The following is a 24,252-nucleotide window of genomic DNA, read 5'->3' on the forward strand; positions in this document are numbered from 1 at the left end:
CATCAGATGATACGGCCAGAGAACGAAGCAGAATTGAGCGCGGCTATTGCGGGGGCAAACGGCCCGTTGCGCATCATTGGCGGGGGGACGCGGACCGTCGGGCGTGCGCAGGGCGAGGTTCTGTCCACCGCCGGATTGTCCGGCATATCGCTTTACGAGCCGGGCGCTTTGACGATTGTGGCAGGGGCCGGAACCCCACTGGCAGAGATCGAAGCGGCGCTTGCAGCGGAAAACCAGCGGCTGCCGTTTGAACCTCCGGTGATGGGGGCGCTGACGGGGGCGGCAGGGGAATCGACCATAGGCGGTGTGGTTGCTGCAAATGCCTCGGGGCCGCGCCGGATACAGGCGGGTGCCTGTCGGGACAGCCTGATCGGTGTGCGTTTCGTGGACGGGCGCGGCGATATCATTAAGAACGGTGGCCGTGTGATGAAGAACGTTACCGGCTATGATCTGGTGAAACTGTTGGCCGGATCGCACGGCTCCCTTGGGGTGATCAGCGAGGTTGCGTTTAAGGTGCTTCCCGGCGTCGAGGCTGTAACAACTGTCGTGCTTCACGGGCTGGATGATCAAACGGCTGTCGCCGCCATGTCAGCAGCATTGTGTTCCCCTTACGAAGTGTCCGGCGCTGCCCACGATCCGCATCACCAAAAGACAATGCTGCGGTTGGAAGGTTTTGCGGAATCTGTGGCCTATCGGTCTGACAAGCTGTGTGAAACGCTCGCGCGGTTTGGCGATGCTGCCGTGGATGATGCTGTGGATTGGGCGGTGGTCCGTGACGCGGATATGTTTGACGGTGGCACTGGCGATTTGTGGCGTATTTCGGTGAAGCCGTCGGACGGTCCGCGCGTAGGTGCTGCCATAGGCGCAGGGCGTCGGCTTTATGATTGGGGCGGCGGGTTAATATGGGCTGAAGTGCCCGCAGGTTTTGATCTGCGCGAGGCTATTAACGGCATCGGGGGGCATGCAACGCTTGTGCGGGGGCAGGGGTGTGGTCCTGTGTTCCACCCCGAACCAGCGCCGGTTGCTGCGCTTTCCAAAAGCGTGCGGGCGCAGTTTGATCCGCGCGGAATATTAAATGCGGGGATTATGGACTGATGCAAACCACCTTCACACCGGAGCAACTGGCCGATCTTTCCACCGCGCGCAGTAACGAAATTTTAAGAGCATGTGTGCATTGTGGATTTTGCACGGCGACCTGTCCGACGTATCAGGTGCTCGGGGATGAACTCGACAGTCCGCGTGGGCGGATATACCTGATCAAGGACATGCTGGAGGCTGGCCGCCCTGCGGATGAAAAGACGGTCAAACATATCGACAGATGCCTGTCCTGTCTGGCTTGTATGACGACCTGCCCAAGCGGGGTGCATTACATGCATCTGGTGGATCACGCGCGGGCGCACATTGAAGAGACTTACAAGCGGCCATTGATGGACAGGCTGTTGCGTTGGACGCTGGCGCGGATTCTGCCTTATCCGGGGCGGTTTCGGGTGGCATTGCTCGGGGCTAAAATCGGGCGGCCCTTTGCGCGGTTCATGCCTGATCCGCGTTTGCGAGCGATGTTGGAGATGGCGCCGAAGCACATTCCGCCGGTTAGCCGGAATGACGATGCGCAGGTCTTTCCAGCCATCGGCGCACGCAAGATGCGGGTGGCTCTTATGACGGGCTGTGCGCAAAAGGCGCTGAACACGGATATCAATGACGCAACCATCCGGCTGTTGCGGCGATTGGGGTGTGACGTGGTGATTGCCAAAGGGCAGGGGTGCTGCGGGGCATTGGTGCACCACATGGGCAAGGTTGATGAAAGCCACTCGGCGGCGGCAAAGAATATTAAGGTCTGGGCGGGGGAACTGGATCGCGACGGGCTTGATGCTGTCGTAATCAATACTTCGGGGTGTGGCACCACCGTGAAGGACTACGGCCACATGTTCAGCAATGACCCGCTGGCAGAAGATGCGGCACGGATCAGCGCGCTGGCAATGGATGTGTCGGAGGTGTTGATGAAGCTGGAGATGCCAGAAACACACGAAGAAGCTGCGAAAGGGATGCGCGTCGCCTACCACGCTGCGTGTAGTTTGCAGCACGGACAGCAGATTAAAACCCATCCGAAAACCCTGCTGAAAAGGGCAGGATTTGAGGTAGTCGAACCTGCGGACAGCCATCTATGCTGTGGCTCGGCAGGCACTTATAATCTGATGCAGCCAGAAATCTCTGGCCAGCTAAAAGAGCGCAAGGTCAAAACGCTAGAAGCCAAGGCGCCGGATGTGATTTCCGCAGGGAATATCGGCTGCATGATGCAAATTGGCAGTGCTACCGGTGTGCCGGTTGTTCACACGGTAGAGCTGCTGGACTGGGCATCAGGGGGGCCGAAACCGGCTGCGCTGGGCGCGTGAAATCCCGCTGCCTGACAAGCGGGATCAACGGAACAGTCGATGTGCCCCAACCTTGACACAATTTTTGGCGGTTCCCGACATGATTTAGACCAAGTGTTCGGGCAAAGTTGCAGGGTCGAACAACGGGTAGCTGTCATGATCGCGCGTCTATTAACCATAATCTCGGTAATTTTTGCCTCGGGTGCCACCGCGCAAAACGATGATCCCTTGCGCAAACTCATGACCGCCGACGAGGCGCGCGCCTGGCAATCGGTTGGTCGTGTGAACACCGCAAGCGGCGGATTTTGCACGGGTGCTTTGATCGCGCCCGATCTGGTCCTGACTGCGGCGCACTGCGTTTTTGATCCGCGCACTGGCGATGTGCTTGATGCTGGGCAGATCACGTTCGCGGCGGGGTGGCGGCAGGGTCGTGCTGCGGCCCACGGGGTCGGACGGCGCGTTGTTGTGCATCCGGCCTACGCCCATCAAGGGGCCGCAGAATTTAACAATGTCGGCCATGATATTTCCATCATAGAATTGCAGCACCCCATTCGGAACACCACCATTATGCCCTTCGACCGCGCCCCGCGCCCGACCATTGGGACCTCTGTAAAGGTGGTCTCTTACGGCCGTGACAGGGATGACTGGCCTTCGATCGAAGAGCCTTGCGAAATTCTCGGGAAAAGCCTCTCGGTACTGGTTCTGTCCTGCCTTGCCACCTTCGGGGCGTCCGGATCACCGATTTTTGTTATGGAAAACGGCTATCCGAAGATTGCTTCTGTGATCTCTGCTAAAGCGACATGGAACAACCGCGAAGTTGCGTTGGGCACCTCTCTTGGACGGCCTTTGGAAGAACTGATGGGGCAGCTGAGATCAGACAACGGTGTTTTCAAATCCAAGCGCCCCTCTACCAAATCCCTGAGCGAACAATTGGGTCGCTCTGATCAGACAAGTTTTTTGAAATACTGATCTTGAAAGGGTGAAATCCGCCTCCTAGATTGTGTGTTACCGGATGCCCATAACGGGGTCCGGTGTCAGAAAACGGCCTGTCCATAACGGAAGGCCATACCTGAAGTATCGCTTCTCAAGGAGGATGTTTCCCTATGCGAACTTATGATTTTGCACCCCTGTACCGTTCCACCGTCGGCTTTGACCGTTTGGCGTCCATGCTGGACCGTGCCATGACTGTTGATGTCAACACAAACGGCTACCCCCCCTATAACATTGAAAAAACCGACGAAAACGCTTACAAAATTTCTGTAGCTGTTGCCGGATTCACGGATGACGAACTTTCCATCGAAATGCGCGATGGTCAGTTGGTGATCTCTGCTAAAAAAGCGGACGCCGAGGGTGAAACCACTGATGTGACCTACCTGCATCGCGGTATTGCGTCCCGTGCTTTTGAAAAGCGGTTCCATCTTGCCGATCACGTCCGTGCCACTGGCGCGAAGACGCAAAACGGTATCCTGCATGTGGATCTGGTGCGCGAAGTGCCTGAGGCGTTGAAGCCGCGGCGCATTGAAATCGCCGGTCCAGGCAAGGCTATTGAAGCCAAAGCCGACAAGAAGGTGACCAAAAAAGAAACCGCTTAAGCGAACCTCCGGCGCTCCGTTTCCTCCCCCCTTGGGGCGCCGGATCCACGCCTGTCTCCTTAAAAGACTGGCTGCGCCGTCGTGTTGCTGAACTGTCCCTTCCAAAGCTGCGCGACCTGTTAAGACAGAGCCCCCGTTGTGACACACAGCGGGGGTTGGCTTTTGTGGGGGCAGGGCGTCGGCCTTGTTCTGATGGCTGCTGTTTCATTCGAAATCCGCTGGCGGATTGGTTCGGGTCCACACTTCGGCGTCTTCTACCGAGCTAACGCAAATCTTTGGTATTGTCCTAAGGCAACCGATCAAGGCGGGCTTGGAGCTAGGTTGCCAGTTTCCCGACAGGTGGTGCGCTTTGCGCGGCAGGTGCTTGATCCGAAGGGCCCAGACCTGAATTTCTTTACTTGTAGATCACATGCTGCAACTATCGTTCTAGACCAGCTCACCCGTGTGAGACTTCAAGGGCCATCTGCGTGGCCACCAAGTAATTTACAATAAATTCTAATTTTAAGTAAGGGAACGGCGGCTATGGATACGTTTGACAGGGTATTAATTATTGCGAAGAATAATCGGGGTACGGGATACCCTTTTTGCGCGGGTATTGATGGTAAGAACATCGTGATTGGCGGCAGCATACAGGCGGGCAAAGCCCCCAAAAGCCTCAAGTCCGAAATGCCAGCGGACAAACACATCGCTTGGGGGCATATCGTTTGGTCTGACGACGGCGAGGTGCGGTTTCAGTGTGAAAAGCTCGAACCGCGTTTCAAGCCGCGGGATGTCAAGGAACTCAGCCCATTGCTAAAGGTGGCCCCCACCATCGTTAAAGGCGGGGCCGATGACGATGCACCACCACGGCCAAGCGGCCCCGCACCTCTGCCTCCGGGGGTTGCGCCACCCAGACCCACGGGCAAAGCGCCGGAACCGCCCAATGCTGCTGCAAACCCGGACGGCAAAAAAGACGAAAAGTTGGTGCTTCTTTGGCAAAAGTCCCTTCGCGCGGCATTGGAAGAGGAAGATGTCGATCCCACGTTTCTGGCCCAGACCAAGGGGCTGATGGCACCCTATCAAGTGGCGTTTCCCGCACATATGATAAAGGCATTTAAGGAGGCCGGAAAGCAGGCGTTTCTCCAACAGGTCATGGATAATTTAAACGCGCGGCTGAAGGCGGATGCGATCAAAATTAAAAAGGTTTTGGAATCCGACGCCGCGCCTGCCAAGAAAATTGCGGCTTTCGAGAAGGTGAAATCCGGTCTTGATGCCCATATTGAAACGGTGGTCGACAAGACGTGGATCCGATACGTGTCTTCCTTCGATGTTCCTGGAAAAACAGCGCAGCGGTTCAATAAGGCCAAGGCCGTCGTGATACCTGCTATCGGTTTTGCGGCCAGTGTCGCCAGTGCCGCAACCGCTGCCAGCGGTGTGGCAGCGGTTATTGCCATACCGGCTGTGTTGGCTGCTATGCGCTCTGCCAGTGCGGGGATCAAAGGGTATCAGGTGTATCTCGGCTCGCTCGGTAAAGCATCCGAGAGGGTTAAGAATTCTACAGAGGCGCTCCAAAGGACCGTGGGTGCTGCCAAGGACGAGATCACCGGTTCAGAAGCTGGCAAAGCGGGAGCCAAAGCAATCCTGAACGCGCTTGCGGGGGCGGGCTGGAGTGCAACGATCAAAAGTGTGAAGGACGACATTCGCGCATTAAGCGATAGAATTGGCCAAAGTGAAGCTGTGCGCGACAAAGCCTTGGCGCCTGTGTTGAAGTCGATAGAATTGCTAACGGATGCCGAACAGGAGCTGAAAGACGGGATTGCAGCAGCCAAGCAGAATGGGGACGGCGGACGGGCAGGGGTATTGTCCGGCATGATGAAACAAATACAAATTGAAGGGCCAAAACTGTCGGAGGAATTGGATGCAATAATTGAAAATCACAAAAAAATTGCGCCTTATCGCACTAAGGTTGATGGGGCAGCTGATATTGTAGTTTCCATGCAAAAGGCGCTCGGTCCCGACCTTCAAAACCTCGAGCTGTTGGAAAAAGGCGCAACCGCCGCGGTGAGCGCCGGACTCGGAGCTTATAATGGAGTTGGTGGCGCTATATCTTCCCTTGGGGAAGCACCAGGAGTGGTTATCACGACACTAGGGGGGCTCGTCGATGTGCTTGGCACTGCCGAGGATGTCATAGCTGTTGTTCAAGACGGCTGAGTGCGCGACCGGCTTGACGCTCTTTCCTGACTGGCCGCATCCGGTGGAAAACGTGGCCGGAATGGTGCGTTTTGGGGGTGACCCATTTATGTTCCAATTAAATTCAATAATTACTTATCATAGTACTTGACGACTATATCAGCTTCGTAGTTCCTTTCTTGGAACGACTTAAGTTGGTTGGGTTCGCGCGACCTTCGGAGACCAAAATTATTGTTAACCATGAAGTTGAAGATATAATTGATAGTGTTGGGTTCTGTCCAAGTGGTCGATTTAATTTAATACCGACCTAGGATAGATTTATGACCGCCCCAACATTGACCGACCTGAACGATGTGACCTTCGCCGAGAACACGGTAAACGCCTCGCCGCAATTGATTGATGTTGACGTTGACTTTGCAGATGCCGAGGGCGATTTTGACGGGGCAGCCTGCGCCTGACGGGGCTTTTGGCCGAAGATACGGTATCACTTCGCAATCAGGGAACGGACACGGGGGAGATCGGGTTTGACGGCACCAACGTGACCTATGGCGGTGTGGCTATCGGCACGGTGTCGAGCGGCGCTGCTGGCGCGGATCTGTCAATCAGCTTCAACGCGGCAGCAACCTCCGCCGCAGTGGATGCGCTGATCCAGAACCTGACTTATGCCAACAGCTCTGACACACCAACCAGCAGCCGCGATTTGTTTTTGAATGTAAGGGATGCATTAGGGGACAGTTTTGTCGAAACTTCCTTCGCGCGGATAGATGGCGCGGCCAACCCGTTCGATAGCGTCTATGTGGTTTCCAACAGCACCCCCAGCTTTGTCGATCTGGACGGAGACGGCGATCTGGATCTCGTTGTAGGGGATTACGGTGGCACATTGCACAGTTTTGAAAACACAACGCCGCATGGTGCCTAATTTACCGTTTCAATCACTCCCGAAAACGATGCGCCGACAGCCACAGTGCTTCCTTCAACGCTTAGAGGAACAGAAGATGCCCCTTTAAATGTTGATCTGTCAGGTGTTCAGTTTAGCGATCCGGAGAATGACATACTTGCGCTGCGTTTGACCGCATCAGAAGGACGGATCGATCTGGGCGCTGCGACATCCGGTGTGACGGTGTCCCAGACCGGCACAGCGACAGCGGCCCTCTATGGCACGGCAGCTGCATTGGAAGCTTATCTTCAAACAGTGAATGCGGTGCAATACACTGGCGCGCAGGATGTCTTTGGTGACGCAGCCGCAACCTTGACCTTGACGGTAAGTGACGGCGATGCGGAAACGATTGCTGGCGTGATCAGCATTGATCTGGCCGATGCGGTCGATTCACAGACAGCAGTCGATGGAGAAAATCACTTGATTGGGGGGCTGGGCAGGACATTCTGACCGGCCTTGGTGGCAACGATGTAATTCGTGGCAATGCTGGCGCGGATGTTCTTAGCGGCGGGGAGGGTCGTGACAAGTTTGTCTTCCGCGAAACCGGTCACGTCGATAAAATTGTTGATTTCAGTGTAAGCGACGGAGATGTGTTGCGGTTGGACGGGCGCCATTTTTCAACGCTGGAGGCTGGGGAATTGCAAGAAACCCAATTCCGGATCAACACAACCGGCCTTGCCGAAACAGAGGACGATGCGATCATTTACAATAGCACCACCGGCCAGTTGTACTATGATGTGGGCGGATCTGGCGGGGCGGATGCAATTGAATTTGCCGTATTGGAAAACCTTGAACTGATAGACCACAGTGACATATTTATTTTCTAACAGCGTCAAAACAAGGCACCGCCATTGGAAACCAGTTGGCGGTGTTCCTGCAATTCCACGCAATCTTTGCCGTACGCTGGGCGGGTGACGCCCGGCATATGGTCTGCCACGAACCACGGATCGTCCGCTTACAATGGAGGCTTGGGGCAGGTACCTAATGTCCCCGACGAGAGTGCTTTAATCCAAAAGCAGGCTTTAAGATTTTGGCCGGTGGTTCTGCGGGTCGTAAAGACAGGGATCGGCAACAGTCGCACGGATCGGTTGTCCGATGACCTCGACCTCTAGATCGCCGGTCAGATTGGGCACAACAAAGGCCATTGCGATGTTTTTTCCGGTACGGTGGCCCCAGTCTGCCGAGGTGACAGTGCCGACGACTTTGCCATTTTGCAGCACGCTATCGCCGGGTTGGGCGGGGGCGTGGGTGCAGTCCAGCGCCAAGGTCACGAACGTGCGCCGGGGGCCGGTTTCAAGGCGTGCTTCCAACGCGGTTTTGCCGATGAAATCCCCCTTTGCCAGATGAACAAACCGATCCAGTGCGGATTCTATCGGGTCAAACTCGGTGATCAGATCGGCCTTCCAATGACGATACCCTTTTTCGACTCGCATACTGTCCACAGCGCGGGCCCCAAACAGGGTCAATCCGTGCTGTGCGCCCGCTTTTCGCAGCGCCAGATAGGCGGCGTAAAGCTGTGCGTTCGGGACGTGGATTTCATAAGCCAACTCGCCGGAAAAACTGACCGACATCACAACGGCAGGGGCAAAGCCGATGAAGGCATTGCGCACCGAAAGCCAAGGGAACGCCTGTGCCGACCAGTTGCCACGGGAAACTTCGCAAAGAACCTCTCGCGCCAAGGGGCCGGCCAGAACGAGGATCGTGTGCGCGTTGGTCAAGCTGTGGATTTGCACATCTTCGCCTTGTCGAATGTTTTGGGTTAGCCAATCCATGTCGTGATATTCCGAAGCCGCAGCAGAGCCGTACCAGACACGCCCGTCCGGCAGGTTCGCAATGGTCGCTTCGCCCTTCACATTGCCCTGATGGTTCAGCAGATAGCCGAGCCCCACGCGCCCTGCTTTTGCAGTGATCCGGCCACAGAACATGCGATCAAGAAAGGGCCGTAGATCCGCACCCGACAGTTCAAACCTGTTGAAACCGCTCACCTCTGTCAGGCCAACGCGCGTTTGCACAGCTTTGATTTCGGCGGCGACCAGATCGAAGGTTTCGTTAAAATAATAGCCGTGGGTTTCGTTGAAGTCCGCTGTCGGTTTTACGTAGTCCATCCGCTCCCATCCGTTCACCACAGTGAACTCCGCCCCTTCACTGGCAAGGATCGGGGTCAGTGGTGTCGTCTTGGCAGGGCGTCCGGCGGGGCGGTGTTCATGGGGGAAGTGGAAGCGGAATTCATTCTGGTAATCCTCTACCGCTTTCAGGGCTGTCAGCTCTGTATTGGCATGGCCGGTAAAGCGGCGCGGATCAATGCACCATGTGTCATAACAGGCCTCGCCATGAACGATCTGTTGGGCCAGCAACCAGCCGTGGCCGCCGCCTTCACCGATACCTGCACGCAAACCGATGATGCAAAAGGCGTTGCGTTTGCCCGGAATCCGCCCCACCAGCGGCGCACCGTCTATGGTATAGGTGATCGGTCCATTCACGACCGTATGAATGCCGGTTTCCATCAGGGCAGGCATCCGCGCGAAGGCCCCTTCAAGAACATCTGTCACGCGGTCCAGATCATCTGGACACAATGCATTGACGAACTTTGGATCAATCCCGTCCATACCCCACGTTTTACAATCCTGTTCATAAAACCCGACCAACAAACCGTTTTTCTCCTGCCGGCAATAATAATCGCTGATCGGACAGCGCAACAGCGGCATCCGGTGGCTGGCTTCTTTAATTGCAGGGATTTCCTCGGTCAGGAAATACTGGTGCTCCATTGATGTCACGGGGTGCTGCACCCCCATCATCGAGGCCACTTCGTTCACGCGGTAGCCGCATGCGTTAACCACGATTTCGCAATCAATATCGCCTTTTTCGGTGTGAACGGTCCAGCTGTGATCCTTGTGCTGGGACAGTCCCGTCACCGCAGTATTGCGGTAGACTTCGGCTCCGGCCTTGCGCGCCCGTCGCGCCAATGCCTGACACAGTTGCGCCGGATCAATGTCCCCGTCCAACGGATCCCACAAGCCGCCAATCAGGTTGTCGGTAGAGATCAGCGGATGACGTCGGGCGCATTCCTCGGCGTCGATCACCTCAAAGTTCACATCCATACCCTTGGCAACGCTGGTGAAATGGGCGTACCCGTCCATTTGCGCCCGGGTGTTGGCCAAGCGAATGCCCCCATCACCGTGATGATAGTTGATCGGATAGTCCGGATCCCCCGCCAGTTCCTGATACAGCGCAATCGAATGGCTTTTCAGCCCGATCATCGTCTGGTTCATGCCGAAATTTGTGACCTGCGCAGCAGAATGCCAAGTTGTGCCGGAGGTCAGTTCATCCCGCTCAACAAGCACGACATCGCTCCAGCCCTCTTGCGTCAGATGATACAGTGTCGAGCAGCCGGCAATGCCGCCGCCGATCACAACAACGCGGGCTGTGGATTTCATTGTGGTTTCTCCTATTGGAACGTCCCCTTCAATAGCCCGCCGCGCCGTGCCTGCGTCAACGTCCGCTGACAGTTTCCGATTTTCCGATAGATGCGGTTTTTGTTTGTGAAACTTTGCGCAGGATGGGAAAAGGGGGCAAATCGCAAAAGGCAGCTGTCATGAACCACCTCACCATAGTCGACCATCCCCTTGTTCAACACAAACTGTCGGTGATGCGCCGGACTTCGACTCCGTCCAATCAGTTCCGTCAGTTGTTACGTGAAATCAGTCACTTGCTGGCCTATGAGGTGACACGCGACCTGCCGATGACGACCGTCGCGATCGACACGCCGGTCTGCCCGATGGATGCGCCGATGCTGGATGGCAAAAAGCTCGCTCTGGTATCGATTCTGCGGGCTGGTAACGGGTTGCTGGACGGGGTGTTGGAATTGATCCCCTCGGCGCGTGTCGGCTTTGTCGGGCTTTATCGCGACGAGGAAACCCTGCAACCGGTGCAGTATTACTTCAAAGTGCCCGAAGGCATGGACGAACGGGTCGTGATCGCAGTGGACCCGATGCTCGCCACGGGCAACTCTTCCGTCGCGGCTATTGACCTGCTGAAAAAAGCCGGCGCTACCAACATCAAATTCCTGTGCCTGCTTGCAGCGCCCGAGGGCGTTGCACGGATGAAAGAAGCCCACCCTGACGTGCAAATCGTCACCGCGTCACTGGATGAAAAGCTTGACGAGAAAGGCTACATCGTACCGGGTCTCGGGGATGCAGGTGACCGGATGTTCGGCACCAAGTAACGTCAGCCCGCACGGGTTTCAATGTTCCCTAAGCACTCCCGCCGGAGGCATTTGTTTTTCGCAGCGCCATAACGGGGTGTGGGGGCTGGCATTTTACTACGCCTTAGGGCAAAACGTGGCTGAAAACCAGATTTCCACGCGAGGGCAGACCTATGATTCCGTATCGTTCAAGAACTTCCACCCATGGTCGCAATATGGCAGGGGCCCGTGGGCTCTGGCGGGCGACGGGTATGACGGATGACGACTTTGGCAAACCGATTATCGCGGTTGTGAACTCTTTCACACAGTTTGTGCCCGGTCACGTGCATCTCAAAGACCTTGGTGGTCTGGTGGCCGAAGAAATCCACGCCGCGGGCGGTGTTGCGAAGGAATTCAACACGATTGCCGTGGATGACGGGATTGCGATGGGTCACGACGGGATGCTTTACTCCCTGCCGAGCCGCGAAGTTATCGCCGACAGTGTTGAATACATGGTGAACGCCCACTGTGCCGATGCGATGGTGTGTATTTCCAACTGTGACAAGATTACGCCCGGTATGATGATGGCGGCGCTGCGGCTGGATATTCCGGTGGTGTTTGTCTCTGGCGGTCCGATGGAGGCTGGTAAGGTCGATATCGACGGCGAATTGCAGGCGATCGATCTGGTGGATGCGATGATGCAGGCCGCCAACCCTGATCGCACCGACGAAGAAGTGCTCGCGATTGAGGAAAGCGCCTGTCCGACTTGTGGGTCCTGTTCGGGGATGTTCACAGCCAATTCGATGAACTGTCTGGCCGAAGCGCTTGGGCTGGCATTGCCTGGAAACGGGTCGACGCTGGCGACACACTCTGATCGTGAGATGTTGTTCCGCAAAGCGGGCAAGCGGATTGTAGAGCTGACCAAAGACTACTATGTGAACGGCAACAAAGCTGTGTCTGCCCGCGGGATCGCGACCAAAGCGTCGTTTGAAAATGCCATGCGTATGGACATCACGATGGGTGGCTCCACCAACACCATCCTGCATCTTCTGGCGATGGCGCAAGAGGCGGAAGTGGACTTTACGGTGGACGATATCGACCGTCTGTCCCGCAACACTCCGTGCCTGTGTAAGGTCGCGCCGGCTGTTGCGAACGTCCATATGGAAGATGTCCACCGCGCAGGCGGTATCTTTGCGCTGCTGGGTGAAATGAACCGTGCGGGGATGCTCGACACGTCTGTTGGCACCATCCACGAACCGACGCTGGGCGATGCGATTGCCAAATGGGATGTGCGCACCACCAATGACGACAGCGTACGCGAACTGTTTATGGCCGCGCCGGGTGGTGTGCGCACGACGCAAGCGTTCTCGCAGTCTCGCCGGTACAAAGAACTGGATCTGGACCGCGAAAACGGTGTGATCCGCGAAGCCGCACATGCCCATTCCCAAGAAGGCGGTCTTGCGGTTCTGTTCGGGAACCTCAGTCAGGAAGGCTGTGTGGTGAAAACCGCTGGTGTGGACGAGAGCATTCTCAAATTCAACGGTCGCGCGGTTGTGTGTGAGTCACAGGAAGAAGCTTGTAACCGCATTCTGGGCAAGGAAGTGAAAGAAGGCGATGTGGTCGTCATTCGCTATGAAGGGCCACGGGGCGGGCCGGGGATGCAGGAAATGCTGTACCCGACGACTTACCTCAAATCCATGAAACTTGGCAAAGCCTGCGCCCTGATCACGGATGGCCGGTTCTCGGGCGGGACGTCGGGTCTGTCGATTGGGCACGTGTCCCCTGAAGCAGGCGAGGGCGGCAATATCGCGCTGGTCGAAGAAGGTGACATCATCGAGATCGACATCCCGAACCGCAGCATGAATGTGAAGCTGACAGACGAACAACTGGCAGAGCGTCGCGCCGCGATGGAAGCGCGGGAGAACCCTTGGGCTCCGGCAGAGCCACGCAAGCGCAAGATCAGCCGTGCGTTGCGGGTTTATGCGGCGAATGTGGGGAATGCCTCACAAGGGGCGGTTCGTCTGGAACCCTAAGCTTTGTGAGTATTTAATGAACATTGAAGCCCCGCTGACGTGATGCCAGCGGGGCTTTTTCATGGTTATGCGGCGGGCATGGATTTTTCGATGATGCCAGCCCAGAGAGAGCAGCCAGCCGGAATGACTTCGTCGTTGAAGTTATATTCAGGGTGGTGGACCATCGCGCCTTCGCCGTTGCCCACAAGGATATAGGCGCCAGGGCGGGATTCCAGCATGAAGGCGAAATCCTCGCCGCCCATGGTGGGTTCCATATCAGTGTTGACGTTATGGGCGCCGGCCACGTCTTTGGCCACATCGGCCATGAACTCGGTCTGGGCTTCGTGGTTTACCATCACCGGATAATTGCGCTGGTAGTTGACCTTGGCTGTGGCGCCAAAGGCTGCGGCTGTGTTTTCCGCGATGCGCTTGATTTGTTCTTCGGCCATATCCCGCATAGCAGGTGAAAGGGTGCGCACGGTGCCGCGCAGTTCTACCTTTTCAGGGATCACATTGAAGGCTTTGCTTTCGGTTTCAAAGCTGGTGACAGAGACCACTACGGATTCAAGCGGATCGGCCACCCGCGAGGCGATGGTTTGTAGGGCAATCACGATGTGAGAGGCGACCACAGTAGTGTCGATGCCGTCATTGGGTTTGGCGGCATGGGCACCTTTGCCGGTGACTTCGATTTCAATCAGATCGGCGGCGGCAAAGAAAGACCCCGGGCGGATGCCAAAGCTGCCAACGGGCAAGCCGGGCCAGTTGTGCATGCCGTAAACTTCCTGAATGGCGAAGTCTTCCATGATGCCTTCCTCGACCATTTCACGGCCACCGCCACCGCCTTCTTCAGCGGGTTGGAAGATAACCACGGCAGTACCGTCAAAATTGCGGGTTTCGCACAGGTATTGCGCTGCGCCGAGCAGCATGGCGGTGTGGCCGTCATGGCCACAAGCGTGCATCTTGCCTTCGGTTTTGGAGGCGTAATCAAGGCCCGTTGCTTCAAAAATCGGAAGCGCGTCCATATCGGCACGCAGGCCGATGACCTTGCCGGACGTGTTCTGTTTGCCTTTGATGACCGCCACAACGCCGGTCTGGCCGATGCCGGTCTTAACCTCGTCGCAGCCCCATTCCCGCAGTTTGTCCGCCACGATACCAGCGGTGCGGTGACAGTCGAATTGCAGTTCGGGGTGTTCGTGCAGATCGCGGCGGATCGCGGTGATTTCTGCGTGGGTTTCGGCGAACCTGTTGATCACGGGCATGGTCTGTTCCTTATGAAAGTGCGTTGATCAGGTCGCGCATGAACCGCGCTGCCTGATCGAGTTGGTCGATTGAGATATATTCATCCGCCTGATGGGCCTGTTCGATAGATCCCGGTCCGCAAATGATTGTGGAGATGCCTTCAGCCTGAAAATGTCCGGCTTCCGTGCCGTAGCTGACCACATTGCTGGAGTTGTCCCCTGTCAGACGGCGGGCGAGGGCTTCTGCCTTGCCGTTCTTTTCAGGGGCCAGTCCGGGCATGTCGTACTGGCGCGTGATGCGGATTCCGGCCTCGGGGCGCACCGCTTTGATCTTGGCCTCAAGATTGGCAGCATAGGCGCGGTATTCGTTCGCGGCTTGTGAAACGTCAACGCCCGGGAGCAGGCGAAAGTCGTTGATAAAGCGGCAGGTCTTGGCGGTGATATTGCCAGCGGTTCCGCCGTTAATGATGCCCACATGATAGGTGGAGAAGGGGGGCTCGAATATACAGTCGGGGTCTTGGCTGGCAACGGCATCCGCGTTTTTGTGGTTGTGCCATTCCACCAGCGTGGCAGCCGTCATGATGGCAGAGACGCCTTTATGGGCCAGCGATGAATGAACTTCATAGCCGGTGACTTCGGTTTCAAAGCCGATGCCGCCCTTGTGCCCTGTGACCACTTTCATCAACGAGGGTTCCCCGACGATGCAAATATCCGCCTTTGGCATTTTGCCCGCCAGTTCCTTTACCATCGGAATAACGCCTTCGCAGCCAACTTCTTCGTCATAGCTGAGGGCGAGTTGGATCGGTGTCTTCAGACCGGCGGCCAGCATTTGGGGCACATACGCCAGCGCTATGGCGAGGAAACCTTTCATATCGCAGCTGCCACGGCCAAACAGTTTGCCGTCTTTTTCAGTCAGGGCAAAAGGGTCTGTGGACCAATTCTGCCCTTCAACCGGCACCACATCCGTATGGCCGGACAGGATCACGCCGCCGGGGTCCATTGGGCCGATATGGGCGTAGAGGTTCGCCTTGTCGCCGGCTTCATTATAAACCCGCGTGCTCTCGACCCCGTGGGAGGTCAGGTAGTCTTCAACGAAAGAGATCAGTTCAAGATTGGAGCGTTGCGAGACTGTGTCAAACCCCACCAGCTTTTCGAGCATCTCGCGCGGTGTATAGGTGTCAGCCATCTTTAAAGTATCCTGTTCGAAGTGGCCGGAGTTTGGAAAGACTGGGGCAGGGCGTCAAGCGCAAAACCGCGTGGCATTCCCTTGGGGCAAGTCATTGAGAAAGCAGGCTGTCTTTCGAAGTTTAAGAAAAAACGTTGTGTGATAGGAATTTATCGGTTTAGTCTTTGCCATGGTCTGTCAGCCGGAAACCGATTCCGGCGCCCACACGTATCAGGAGAAGCTGTTGCAAAACCTCTGTTTGGTTTGTTCCCCTCAAAGCGATCAATCGAAACGACTGCCGGTTTTGGCAAATTCAGCCCCTGTGAGCTCTGCACCTTGCGCCGGAATGGCGCCGGATGAAGCAGATTCTAAGGCCTAAAACACAACAATTGGGAGTTATGTAACTATGAAATTTAAATCATTGACCGTTGGCAGCGTTCTTGCGCTGTCGATGGCGACTATGGGTCAGGCAGAGCGCGGCTCCGATGGCCATGTGAACGTCATTTACTGGCAGGCGCCGTCCATTCTGAACCCCTACCTTTCCGCAGGGACCAAGGACGTGGAAGCCTCTTCTTTGGTGGTCGAGCCTTTGGGCCGCTATGACCAGGACGGTGCGCTGGTGCCTTATCTGGTTGACGAAATTCCCACAGTTGCCAATGGCGGTGTGAGCGAGGATCTGACCTCTATCACGTGGAAGCTGAAGGAAGGGCTGAAATGGTCAGACGGCACGCCGGTGACATCTGCGGATGTAAAATTCACTGCTGATTACTGTATGCACCCTGAAGGGGGCTGCGCGCAGGCGTCGTTCTTTGACGGTGTTGTTTCGGTTGAAGAAATCGACGAGCTGACAACCAAAATCACCTTCAACCAACCAAAACCGAACCCTTATGGTCCGTTCATGGGCGGCCAGTCTCCGGTTCTGCAAGCGGCGCAATTTGCTGATTGTCTCGGGGCGAAAGCACCTGAATGTACTGACGCGAACTTCAATCCTGTCGGCACTGGCCCGTTCCGCGTTAAGGATTTCCGTCCCAATGACGTGATCCAGATGGAGGCTAACCCACACTATCGTGATGCTGCGAAACCGGCATTTGCGACACTGACCCTGAAGGGTGGTGGTGATGCGGCTGCTGCGGGTCGTGCGGTGCTTGAAACCGGCGAGTTCGACTATGCCTGGAACCTGCAACTTGCCCCTGACGTGATTGCCAAAATGGCAGAAGGCGGCAAGGGCAAGCCGATTGCAGCCTTTGGTTCGTTGGTGGAACGTCTGGAAATGAACCTGACTGACCCATCGCCGGAACTGGATGCAGACACACGTGCAACCACCAAGGCACCGCACCCGATCCTGTCCGATCTGAAGGTGCGCAAGGCGCTTTCCATGGCGATTGATCGCGAGTTGCTGGTAGAGGTCGGCTATGGTCAGGCCGGTCGCCCGACGTGTAACCTTGTGCCCGCGCCAAAGGTTTTCGCTTCGCCGAATACTGATTGTATGACGCAGGACATCGAAGGGGCCAAAGCCCTTCTGGAAGAAGCCGGCTGGACGGATACCGACGGTGACGGCGTTCGCGACCGCGATGGCAAGAAACTGGCTCTTTTGTACCAGACATCCACAAACGCTGTTCGTCAGGATTTTCAGGCGCTGATCAAACAGTGGTGGTCTGAAATCGGTGTTGAAACCGAACTGCGCAACATTGATGCGTCTGTGTTCTTTGGCGGTGATCCGGGGTCCCCTGATACCTTCCAGAAGTTCTATGCGGACGTGGAAATGTACGCCAACAACTTCAACGGCACAGACCCGCAACAGTATCTTGCGGCCTACCGTTGTGGCGGCGAACCCAAGCCCGAGAGCCAGTGGCAGGGTGAAAACATCAACCGGTTCTGTGATCCGGCCTATGATGCGATGATCGACAAGCTGGCCAACACCGGCGATCTGAACGAGCGCGGCAAGCTTGGCATCCAGATGAACGAGATGCTGACCAAAGAGACATACACAATTGTGCCTTTGGTGGATCGTGGCCGCGTGTCTGCCCATTCCAACACATTGGGCGGCGTTGTGCTGAACACTTGGGACAGCGAGCTGTGGAATGCAGCGGACTGGTACCGCACAGAGTAAACCGACTTATCGGCCCCGGACCTGACGGTTCGGGGCCTTTTCCGGTTGCACGCACAAAGACATAAACCGAGGCGTTCATGCTCACATACACGATCCGTCGTCTGCTTTTTTCTATCCCGACCCTTCTGTTTATTTCTTTAATCATATTTTTGCTTCTTGAACTGGCGCCCGGTGATCCGATGGCGCAGGTGCCCCTGACGGTGCCCCCTGAAGTGAAACAAAAAATGCGCGAGGCGCTGGGCCTTGGAGAGCCGTTGCACGTGCGCTATGTCAAATGGCTGATCCAGTTCTTCTGGGTTGAACCGCAGGTCTTTGTCGATTGGCTGACACGGGACACATGGCTGTTCGGCTGGCTACCCGACACCGCCTTTTCCGAAGGAAAACTGCGCGTGATCAGCTGGCAGACACGTTCGCCTGTGATGGACATCGTGATCCAGCGTATTCCACAGACTTTGTGGGTGGTGGGGCTGGCCTATGTGGTCGGCATCCTGATTGCGCTGCCGATTGGTATCTATTCTGCTTACCGCCAATATTCGGTGTTCGATCAGGCGGGGACGTTTGTCACCATGATTGGTTTTTCCATCCCACCATTTTTCACAGGGCCGCTGCTGATTGTGGTTTTTGCTGTGGGTCTGGGTTGGTTTCCGTCGATCTATGACACCACACATGTGGTGCGGGACTGGGCGTCATTCAAAATCCAGCTTCAGCAGATGATCATGCCGGTGATGGTGCTGGCACTGCAAACCACGGCGCAGATCAGCCGGTTCATGCGTTCGTCCATGCTCGATAACCTCAATCAGGATTATGTGCGCACGGCGCGGGCCAAGGGGCTGAAGGAAAGCGTCGTTGTCATGGTGCACGTGCTGCGTAATTCCATGATCCCTGTTGTGACGGTGATTGCGCTGGGCATACCGTCGATCTTTGGTGGAGCGATCATCACGGAGAACGTGTTCAAGGTGAACGGGGTCGGGCAGTTGCTGCTGACTGCGCTTTTCGCCAACGATTTGCCGATGGTGCAGACCCTGACCTTTATCTTTGCGCTGCTGATTGTGGTGTTCAACCTGATCGCCGATATTCTCTACGGCCTGCTAGACCCGAGGATCCGATATGACTGATCAATCCGCGACCCCGAAGTCATTCGAGCCGGTGCCAACAGCACCACCGCGCAGCCAGTGGGCCGATGTTTGGCGTCAGTTCCGCCGCCACAAGGGCGCATTGTTCGGCGGTGGCTTTCTGTTGTTCATTACACTTGCGGTGCTGATTGGTCCCTACCTGTGGACGGTCGATCCGCAAAAGCTGAACATCCGCTTCAAAGATATTCGCCCCATTTACACCGCGCTTTGGGACGGGGATGCGAAGGTGAACTGGGCGCATCCGCTTGGCTCTGACAATCTGGGGCGCGATATTCTGGCGAACCTTTTGTCGGGTGGTCGCGCCTCTATGGCGGTGGGCTGGGCGGCTATGGTGATCTCGGTCGTGATCGGCACGGTGATCGGCGTGGTTGCGGGGTTCTTCAAACGGCTGGACGGGTTGTTCATGCGTTTCACCGATCTGGTGCTGTCCTTGCCGATCCTGCCCTTGCTGCTGGTGGCTGTGACCCTGTTCCGCCAGCCCCTGCGCAAGAATTTTGGACCGGAAACCGGTATGTTTATCCTGATCGTGGCGATTATCGGCATCACAAGCTGGATGCAAACCGCACGGATTGTGCGGGGCGAAGTGCTGGCGCTGAAGGAGCGGGAGTTTGTCCTTGCAGCCCGTTCTATCGGAACGAAGCCGTTCAAGATTATTACTCGTCACCTGCTGCCAAATGTGCTCTCGCCGATCATGGTGTCTGCCACGTTGGGGCTGGCTACCGCGATCATTACCGAAAGTGCGCTGTCGTTTCTTGGGGTCGGCTTTCCGTCGGATTTCCCGACTTGGGGCAAATTGCTTTCGGATGCGGTGCCACGGATGGAGGAGTTTCCTGAACGTGTCGTGCTGCCGGGGCTGATGATTTCTTTGACCGTGCTGTCGGTAAACTACATCGGTGACGGGTTACGGGACGCGCTCGATCCACGTATACGCGGGCGTTAGGGAACTGAGTATTTCAGGAACATTGAAGCGATCGGGTGCGTCACAATTTGATCATCATTTTTCCTGAAATCGTCCAATTGTGGTCCTTACGGCGCCGCCTTCCTCTGGGATATTTGTGTTGGATGCGGCCAATTCCGTGTCCAAACCTGTAGAGTTGAGGTGTATAATATGAGTAATTCTCCCCTACGTCTGGAAAGAGAGATGATGACCAGTGTTGTTGTCAGTGCTGCTGAAACGGCTTCGGAGCGTGTCTATGCGCTGGTTGGAAGCCCGATCCCTACGGTGATGACGCGGTTGCGTCACACGCCGCTGCGGTTTTCTCTTACGGCCCAGCCGGCGCGCAAAATTCGCGTTGCGGCCTGACGCCAATCCAATCAATCATGCAACAGAGCGCGGGCCAATCGGCCCGCGTTTGTCGTTTCAGCCGCCCTTGTTTTTCAAAGCCCGCTCGCGTTGTGCGATGTAAAGCGTGGAGGCAACGATGATCGAAGCGCCCACCAGTGTCGGTCCGTCGATGGTTTCAGAGAAAAACATATACCCCGCAGTGCCAATGAAGACGAGCCGGAGGTAAGTGATCGGCGTCAACAGGGCAGCATCGGCGTAGCGATAGGCCTCTATGTCGGCAATGCCCCGAACGGAGCCGGTAATCACCAGCGCCGCAAGCGCAAACCACGTGAAGGTCACATCCGGCAGCGCAAAGACAGGTGCCGCGATTGGTACGGATAACACGGCCATAATGGCTGTTGAGGACAGATAGGTCGACATCGGCCCGTCCGCATTGGCCAGATTGCGCGACATGGTAAGCGCCATCGCGAAAGTCAAAGAGCTGAGGATCGCCGTGATCAACCCGATTTCAAGTGCGTCCACGCCCGGTCTGAGGATTATCAGGACACCCGAAAACCCTGCGAAAATCGCGCCGATCCGACGGGGGCCAATGGATTCCTTGTGGATGAATACAGCCAATACGGTGGCAAAGATCGGTGCGGTGAAGAACAGCACCGTGGTTGTGGCCAGCGGTACGGTGGCGATGGTGAAAAATCCGAAATGGGTGGACGCTGTGATCAACACACCCCGAATAATGTGGGCCATCGGCTGGGAGAAGCGTATCTTCTGCCGTATGCGCGAGGAAGCCCCCAGTATGGCGAGTAGCACCGCGACCGTCATCAGCCCCCGCATCAACACAACAACGCGGCTGTCCAGTTCGAGCGAGGCATAGCGGGCGGCGATCGTCATGGCCGATGACGATAGCACTGAAAGCATCATCCATTTCAAGCCGCGCCAGTTGTCTTTATCCTTTCCGGCAGACACCGGCATGGGGGATGGGCCGGGGCCGATAATAAAATTGTTGCGATTGCTCATAAATGGTCTTTCGGTTCTTCGGGCTTTTCCTGATCTGGATCAAGGCACGCCGGATGCCATCGTCGTAAAGCCGCTGTGACAGACCTAGACTCTTGGCGCGAGGGGTGCAATGACCTCTGGCCAGAGACTGCGGGTTGGCTGGACTGGAAGGATGCACAAGAATGGCAATGGAAGAGAACAAGATACGGGCCGCAAACTGGTTTTCCGCGCTCAGAGACGAGATCGTTGCCGCGTTTGAAAAGCTGGAAGACACGCAGGGAAGCGGGCCCTTCGCAAGCCAGCCTGCGGGGCGGTTTGAGCTGCGCGAAACAGAGCGGGACGGTGGTAAAGGTGGCGGCGGGCTGATGTCCGTAATGCGGGGCGGTCGGGTGTTTGAAAAGGTCGGGGTGAATATCTCGAGCGTACATGGCCAGCTTGGCGAGCGGGCGCAGATGGCAATGGCCTCGCGTCCGGGAATGGCAGGAATGGCGGAAGATCCGTCGTTCTGGGCTTCGGGGATTTCGCTGGTGGCGCATATGCAAAACCCGCAAACTCCGGCGGTTCATATGAACACGCGGATGTTCTGGACGCCGCATGGCTGGTGGTTCGGGGGCGGGGCGGACCTGAACCCTTGTCTGGAATATACCGAGGACACCGCGTCCTTTCACGACGCTTTGAAAGCGCGCTGTGATCTTCACGATGCGGGCTATTATCCGCGCTTTAAGGAATGGGCGGACCGGTATTTCTATATCCCCCACCGCAAACGGGCGCGGGGTGTGGGTGGCATCTTTTACGACGATCTGAATACCGGCGACTGGGAGGCGGATTTTGCCTTTACGCAAGACGTAGGCCGCGCGTTCCTAGAAGCATTCCTGCCGGTGACAGAAAAGCGGCGCAATGACGGGTGGTCTGATGCCGACAAAGAGGCGCAACTGGTTCATCGCGGGCTATATGCGGAATATAACCTCGTTTATGATCGGGGCACGAAATTCGGTCTGGAAACGGGTCACGATCCTGACGCGGTTTTGATGAGCCTGCCGCCTTTGGCCAAATGGATCTGATCCCTTAAACTTGCGGCGCTGCTGACAGGTGGCGTCCGCAGGATTTGGATATTTGAACCAAAAAGAGCTGGGCGCCGCCTTTCTGGCTGCGGGGACTTTAACCGCTGCCGGTTTCGCCCTATGTCTTTGCCATGAGAAAATACATTCCCGGGCTGAAAAGCCACCCCGCTGTTTCTGTAGTACGCCTGTCCGGCGTGATTGGTGGCGCTTCCCGATTGGGCGGAAGCGGTTTGAACGATGCTGGCGTGGCGCCGCTGCTGGAGAAGGCCTTTCGCAAGGGCAATCCAAAAGCTGTGGCGCTGGTGATCAATTCACCTGGCGGATCGCCGGTGCAGTCGTCCCTGATCGGGGCGCGTATTCGGCGGTTGGCTGAAGAAACCGACACCAAAGTTTATGCCTTCTGCGAAGACGTGGCCGCGTCGGGTGGCTATTGGCTGGCCTGTGCTGCTGATGAAATCTATGTGGATGCGTCTTCGGTTGTCGGATCGATTGGCGTGATTTCCGCATCGTTCGGGTTTACCGGATTGCTCGAGAAACACGGGGTCGAACGGCGGGTGCATACTGCGGGTGAGGATAAGTCCATGCTGGATCCGTTCCGCCCCGAACGGGCTGAGGATGTGGAGCGGCTGAAAGACCTGCAGCGGGTGATCCACGGAAATTTCATTGATCACGTTAAATCGCGGCGCGGTGGAAAACTGTCGGGCGACGATCTGTTCACCGGTGAAATCTGGGTGGGGCAAAAGGCTGTTGAGGTCGGACTGGTAGACGGCGTGGCCCATCCGGTGCCTTTCCTGAAGAAGCAGTTTGGTGATAACGTGAAGTTCAATGTTCAGGGCCAGCGCAAATCTCTTTTGCAGCGGTTTGGATTGGCAGCGGCGGCGCAGGATGTGTTGGGCGGTGTCGAGGATCAGATGCTTTGGTCCCGCTACGGGGTAAACGTATGATTAAGGTTGTCACACTCTTTCTGGTCTTCATTCTGGTGCTGGCCATGTTCGGGCGCTTGCGGATGCCCAAGCTGCCGAAATCACTGAAGCGCAAGGGTGTGCAGTCCGGCGTGAAGTGCAAAGCTTGCGGACGCTACAGTCTGGCGGGTGAAAAATGCCCCTGCGGTGGCGCGGGAGGTAAATCATGATCTATCGGGCAGCGCTGGTCACAGGGGGCGCACGCCGCTTGGGGCGGGCGATGGTTCTTGCCTTGGCCGAACGGGGCGTTGATGTGGCGGTCCATTATGCCGGCTCTGCGCAGGAGGCGGAAGAAACCGTGGCCGAGGCACAGGCGTTTGGGGTGAAGGCGGTGGCCTTGCAGGCGGATTTGTTGAATTGGGATGACACCCAAGGGTTGATCCCCCGTGCGGTTGGGGCCTTGGGGCAACCTTTGGATGTGCTGATCAACAATGCGTCTGTTTTTGAGTACGATAGGTTGGAGACAGCCACTGTTGAGGGGTGGGATCGGCACATGAATTCCAACCTGCGGGCGCCGTTTTTCCTGACGCAGGCCTTTGCCGAACAGGCGCCAGAGGCCCGCAATGTTGAGAACGGTGAGATGATCGCCACAAGTGCGGTGATCAACATGCTCGATCAAAGGGTACGCAAGCTGACACCGGAGTTCATGACCTATACGCTAGCGAAGATGGGGCTGTGGGCTTTCACACAGACCGCTGCCCGTGGGTTAGCACCGGCTGTGCGGGTCAACGCCATCGGGCCGGGACCTACGATGATCGGCGAACGACAGAGCGACTCCCACTTTGCGAACCAGCGTCAGAACACGGTTTTGCAACGCGGTTCCAATCCTGAAGAGATCGTCGCGGCGATGAATTATCTGCTGGATAGTCCGGCCACCACGGGCCAGTTGCTTTGCGTGGACGGGGGGCAGCATCTGGGATGGCAGACACCCGACATCCAAGGTTCCGCAAGGGAAATGAGCTGAAAAGACGGTTGACACCATTGGTTTTGTCCACGGGATTGCAAAACATTAAATTCGAGTAACAAATTTGTTAACGATTTCAGGA

Annotated in this window: 23 protein-coding genes; 19 read left to right on the forward strand and 4 right to left on the reverse strand. The window is 56.5% G+C overall.

Annotated features, from left to right (window positions below; genetic code table 11):
• The first annotated feature begins 9 nt into the window (after positions 1-9).
• The 9 genes from IEX10_RS01605 (at position 10) to IEX10_RS19915 (ending at position 7,894) form a co-directional block, all read left to right on the forward strand.
• Positions 10-1,095, forward strand: coding sequence for an FAD-binding protein (locus tag IEX10_RS01605; RefSeq protein WP_188671566.1), 1,086 nt, complete (start codon positions 10-12; stop codon positions 1,093-1,095).
• A complete protein-coding gene (glcF, locus tag IEX10_RS01610; RefSeq protein ID WP_188670270.1) occupies positions 1,095-2,390 on the forward strand; it encodes a glycolate oxidase subunit GlcF in 1,296 nt (431 codons plus the stop codon). The genes IEX10_RS01605 and glcF overlap by 1 nt, the downstream gene beginning before the upstream one ends.
• 135 nt (positions 2,391-2,525) lie before the next feature.
• Complete coding sequence (locus IEX10_RS01615; protein ID WP_188670272.1) at positions 2,526-3,338, forward strand: trypsin-like serine peptidase; 813 nt, start codon at positions 2,526-2,528, stop codon at positions 3,336-3,338.
• Positions 3,339-3,472: 134 nt separating this feature from the next.
• A complete protein-coding gene (locus IEX10_RS01620; RefSeq protein ID WP_188670274.1) occupies positions 3,473-3,961 on the forward strand; it encodes an Hsp20 family protein in 489 nt (162 codons plus the stop codon).
• 522 nt (positions 3,962-4,483) lie between these two features.
• Positions 4,484-6,151, forward strand: a complete 1,668-nt coding sequence (locus tag IEX10_RS01625; protein ID WP_188670276.1) for a hypothetical protein — start codon at positions 4,484-4,486, stop codon at positions 6,149-6,151.
• A 299-nt stretch (positions 6,152-6,450) separates the two neighbouring features.
• A complete protein-coding gene (locus tag IEX10_RS01630) occupies positions 6,451-6,588 on the forward strand; it encodes a hypothetical protein (protein WP_188670278.1) in 138 nt (45 codons plus the stop codon).
• A gap of 8 nt (positions 6,589-6,596) precedes the next feature.
• The gene (locus IEX10_RS01635) at positions 6,597-7,049 is read left to right on the forward strand and encodes a hypothetical protein (protein ID WP_188670280.1); all 453 of its coding nucleotides are present in this window, start codon (positions 6,597-6,599) and stop codon (positions 7,047-7,049) included.
• Positions 7,050-7,196: 147 nt separating this feature from the next.
• The gene (locus IEX10_RS01640) at positions 7,197-7,517 is read left to right on the forward strand and encodes a hypothetical protein (RefSeq protein WP_188670281.1); all 321 of its coding nucleotides are present in this window, start codon (positions 7,197-7,199) and stop codon (positions 7,515-7,517) included.
• 143 nt (positions 7,518-7,660) lie between these two features.
• A complete protein-coding gene (locus IEX10_RS19915; protein WP_229678392.1) occupies positions 7,661-7,894 on the forward strand; it encodes a hypothetical protein in 234 nt (77 codons plus the stop codon).
• Between the two features lie 195 nt (positions 7,895-8,089).
• Here the strand turns inward: IEX10_RS19915 and IEX10_RS01650 are convergent, their stop codons facing one another.
• The gene (locus tag IEX10_RS01650) at positions 8,090-10,501 is read right to left on the reverse strand and encodes a GcvT family protein (protein ID WP_188670284.1); all 2,412 of its coding nucleotides are present in this window, start codon (positions 10,499-10,501) and stop codon (positions 8,090-8,092) included.
• A 158-nt stretch (positions 10,502-10,659) separates the two neighbouring features.
• Between IEX10_RS01650 and upp the strand changes: the two genes are divergently transcribed.
• Both upp and ilvD read left to right on the forward strand, forming a co-directional pair.
• Entirely contained in the window at positions 10,660-11,289 is a 630-nt protein-coding gene (upp, locus tag IEX10_RS01655) for a uracil phosphoribosyltransferase (RefSeq protein WP_229678393.1), read from the forward strand.
• Between the two features lie 152 nt (positions 11,290-11,441).
• Positions 11,442-13,280 carry a dihydroxy-acid dehydratase gene (gene ilvD, locus IEX10_RS01660; protein ID WP_188670288.1) on the forward strand — a complete coding sequence of 613 codons (1,839 nt, stop codon included), beginning with the start codon at positions 11,442-11,444 and terminating at the stop codon, positions 13,278-13,280.
• Between the two features lie 65 nt (positions 13,281-13,345).
• On the opposite strand, the gene IEX10_RS01665 is transcribed toward ilvD, so the two are convergent.
• Both IEX10_RS01665 and argE read right to left on the reverse strand, forming a co-directional pair.
• The gene (locus tag IEX10_RS01665) at positions 13,346-14,518 is read right to left on the reverse strand and encodes a M20 aminoacylase family protein (RefSeq protein ID WP_188670290.1); all 1,173 of its coding nucleotides are present in this window, start codon (positions 14,516-14,518) and stop codon (positions 13,346-13,348) included.
• A gap of 10 nt (positions 14,519-14,528) precedes the next feature.
• Complete coding sequence (gene argE / locus IEX10_RS01670) at positions 14,529-15,683, reverse strand: acetylornithine deacetylase (RefSeq protein ID WP_188670292.1); 1,155 nt, start codon at positions 15,681-15,683, stop codon at positions 14,529-14,531.
• A gap of 385 nt (positions 15,684-16,068) precedes the next feature.
• Between argE and IEX10_RS01675 the strand changes: the two genes are divergently transcribed.
• The 4 genes from IEX10_RS01675 (at position 16,069) to IEX10_RS01690 (ending at position 20,208) form a co-directional block, all read left to right on the forward strand.
• Positions 16,069-17,772, forward strand: coding sequence for a peptide ABC transporter substrate-binding protein (locus tag IEX10_RS01675; protein WP_188670294.1), 1,704 nt, complete (start codon positions 16,069-16,071; stop codon positions 17,770-17,772).
• A gap of 77 nt (positions 17,773-17,849) precedes the next feature.
• Entirely contained in the window at positions 17,850-18,887 is a 1,038-nt protein-coding gene (locus IEX10_RS01680; RefSeq protein WP_188670296.1) for an ABC transporter permease, read from the forward strand.
• A complete protein-coding gene (locus IEX10_RS01685; protein ID WP_188670298.1) occupies positions 18,880-19,845 on the forward strand; it encodes an ABC transporter permease in 966 nt (321 codons plus the stop codon). The genes IEX10_RS01680 and IEX10_RS01685 overlap by 8 nt, the downstream gene beginning before the upstream one ends.
• Positions 19,846-20,013: 168 nt before the next feature.
• Positions 20,014-20,208 (forward strand): hypothetical protein, encoded by a 195-nt coding sequence (locus IEX10_RS01690; RefSeq protein WP_188670300.1) that lies wholly within the window; start codon positions 20,014-20,016, stop codon positions 20,206-20,208.
• A gap of 57 nt (positions 20,209-20,265) precedes the next feature.
• On the opposite strand, the gene IEX10_RS01695 is transcribed toward IEX10_RS01690, so the two are convergent.
• Positions 20,266-21,204, reverse strand: a complete 939-nt coding sequence (locus IEX10_RS01695; protein ID WP_188670302.1) for a DMT family transporter — start codon at positions 21,202-21,204, stop codon at positions 20,266-20,268.
• A 167-nt stretch (positions 21,205-21,371) separates the two neighbouring features.
• On the opposite strand from IEX10_RS01695, the gene hemF reads away from it, so the two are divergent.
• From hemF to IEX10_RS01715, 4 genes are all read left to right on the forward strand, one after another.
• The gene (hemF, locus tag IEX10_RS01700; protein ID WP_373287418.1) at positions 21,372-22,244 is read left to right on the forward strand and encodes an oxygen-dependent coproporphyrinogen oxidase; all 873 of its coding nucleotides are present in this window, start codon (positions 21,372-21,374) and stop codon (positions 22,242-22,244) included.
• Positions 22,245-22,375: 131 nt separating this feature from the next.
• On the forward strand, positions 22,376-23,188 hold the full coding sequence (locus tag IEX10_RS01705) for a S49 family peptidase (RefSeq protein ID WP_188670306.1): 813 nt from the start codon (positions 22,376-22,378) through the stop codon (positions 23,186-23,188).
• Positions 23,185-23,376, forward strand: coding sequence for a hypothetical protein (locus IEX10_RS01710; protein WP_188670308.1), 192 nt, complete (start codon positions 23,185-23,187; stop codon positions 23,374-23,376). The genes IEX10_RS01705 and IEX10_RS01710 overlap by 4 nt, the downstream gene beginning before the upstream one ends.
• Positions 23,373-24,170, forward strand: coding sequence for an SDR family oxidoreductase (locus tag IEX10_RS01715; protein WP_188670310.1), 798 nt, complete (start codon positions 23,373-23,375; stop codon positions 24,168-24,170). The genes IEX10_RS01710 and IEX10_RS01715 overlap by 4 nt, the downstream gene beginning before the upstream one ends.
• Positions 24,171-24,252: the final 82 nt, after the last annotated feature.

The organism is Neptunicoccus cionae (assembly GCF_014643735.1).
Classification (GTDB): Bacteria; Pseudomonadota; Alphaproteobacteria; order Rhodobacterales; family Rhodobacteraceae; genus Amylibacter; species Amylibacter cionae.

What these genes read in the sequence shown, in the direction of transcription:
- glcF (WP_188670270.1), top strand. Translation starts at nt 1,095, where the DNA reads ATGCAAACCACCTTCACACCGGAGCAACTGGCCGATCTTTCCACCGCG.
- IEX10_RS01615 (WP_188670272.1), top strand. Translation starts at nt 2,526, where the DNA reads ATGATCGCGCGTCTATTAACCATAATCTCGGTAATTTTTGCCTCGGGT.
- IEX10_RS01620 (WP_188670274.1), top strand. Translation starts at nt 3,473, where the DNA reads ATGCGAACTTATGATTTTGCACCCCTGTACCGTTCCACCGTCGGCTTT.
- IEX10_RS01625 (WP_188670276.1), top strand. Translation starts at nt 4,484, where the DNA reads ATGGATACGTTTGACAGGGTATTAATTATTGCGAAGAATAATCGGGGT.
- IEX10_RS01630 (WP_188670278.1), top strand. Translation starts at nt 6,451, where the DNA reads ATGACCGCCCCAACATTGACCGACCTGAACGATGTGACCTTCGCCGAG.
- IEX10_RS01650 (WP_188670284.1), bottom strand. Translation starts at nt 10,501, where the DNA reads ATGAAATCCACAGCCCGCGTTGTTGTGATCGGCGGCGGCATTGCCGGC.
- upp (WP_229678393.1), top strand. Translation starts at nt 10,660, where the DNA reads ATGAACCACCTCACCATAGTCGACCATCCCCTTGTTCAACACAAACTG.
- ilvD (WP_188670288.1), top strand. Translation starts at nt 11,442, where the DNA reads ATGATTCCGTATCGTTCAAGAACTTCCACCCATGGTCGCAATATGGCA.
- IEX10_RS01665 (WP_188670290.1), bottom strand. Translation starts at nt 14,518, where the DNA reads ATGCCCGTGATCAACAGGTTCGCCGAAACCCACGCAGAAATCACCGCG.
- argE (WP_188670292.1), bottom strand. Translation starts at nt 15,683, where the DNA reads ATGGCTGACACCTATACACCGCGCGAGATGCTCGAAAAGCTGGTGGGG.
- IEX10_RS01675 (WP_188670294.1), top strand. Translation starts at nt 16,069, where the DNA reads ATGAAATTTAAATCATTGACCGTTGGCAGCGTTCTTGCGCTGTCGATG.
- IEX10_RS01680 (WP_188670296.1), top strand. Translation starts at nt 17,850, where the DNA reads ATGCTCACATACACGATCCGTCGTCTGCTTTTTTCTATCCCGACCCTT.
- IEX10_RS01685 (WP_188670298.1), top strand. Translation starts at nt 18,880, where the DNA reads ATGACTGATCAATCCGCGACCCCGAAGTCATTCGAGCCGGTGCCAACA.
- IEX10_RS01690 (WP_188670300.1), top strand. Translation starts at nt 20,014, where the DNA reads ATGAGTAATTCTCCCCTACGTCTGGAAAGAGAGATGATGACCAGTGTT.
- IEX10_RS01695 (WP_188670302.1), bottom strand. Translation starts at nt 21,204, where the DNA reads ATGAGCAATCGCAACAATTTTATTATCGGCCCCGGCCCATCCCCCATG.
- hemF (WP_373287418.1), top strand. Translation starts at nt 21,372, where the DNA reads ATGGAAGAGAACAAGATACGGGCCGCAAACTGGTTTTCCGCGCTCAGA.
- IEX10_RS01705 (WP_188670306.1), top strand. Translation starts at nt 22,376, where the DNA reads ATGAGAAAATACATTCCCGGGCTGAAAAGCCACCCCGCTGTTTCTGTA.
- IEX10_RS01710 (WP_188670308.1), top strand. Translation starts at nt 23,185, where the DNA reads ATGATTAAGGTTGTCACACTCTTTCTGGTCTTCATTCTGGTGCTGGCC.
- IEX10_RS01715 (WP_188670310.1), top strand. Translation starts at nt 23,373, where the DNA reads ATGATCTATCGGGCAGCGCTGGTCACAGGGGGCGCACGCCGCTTGGGG.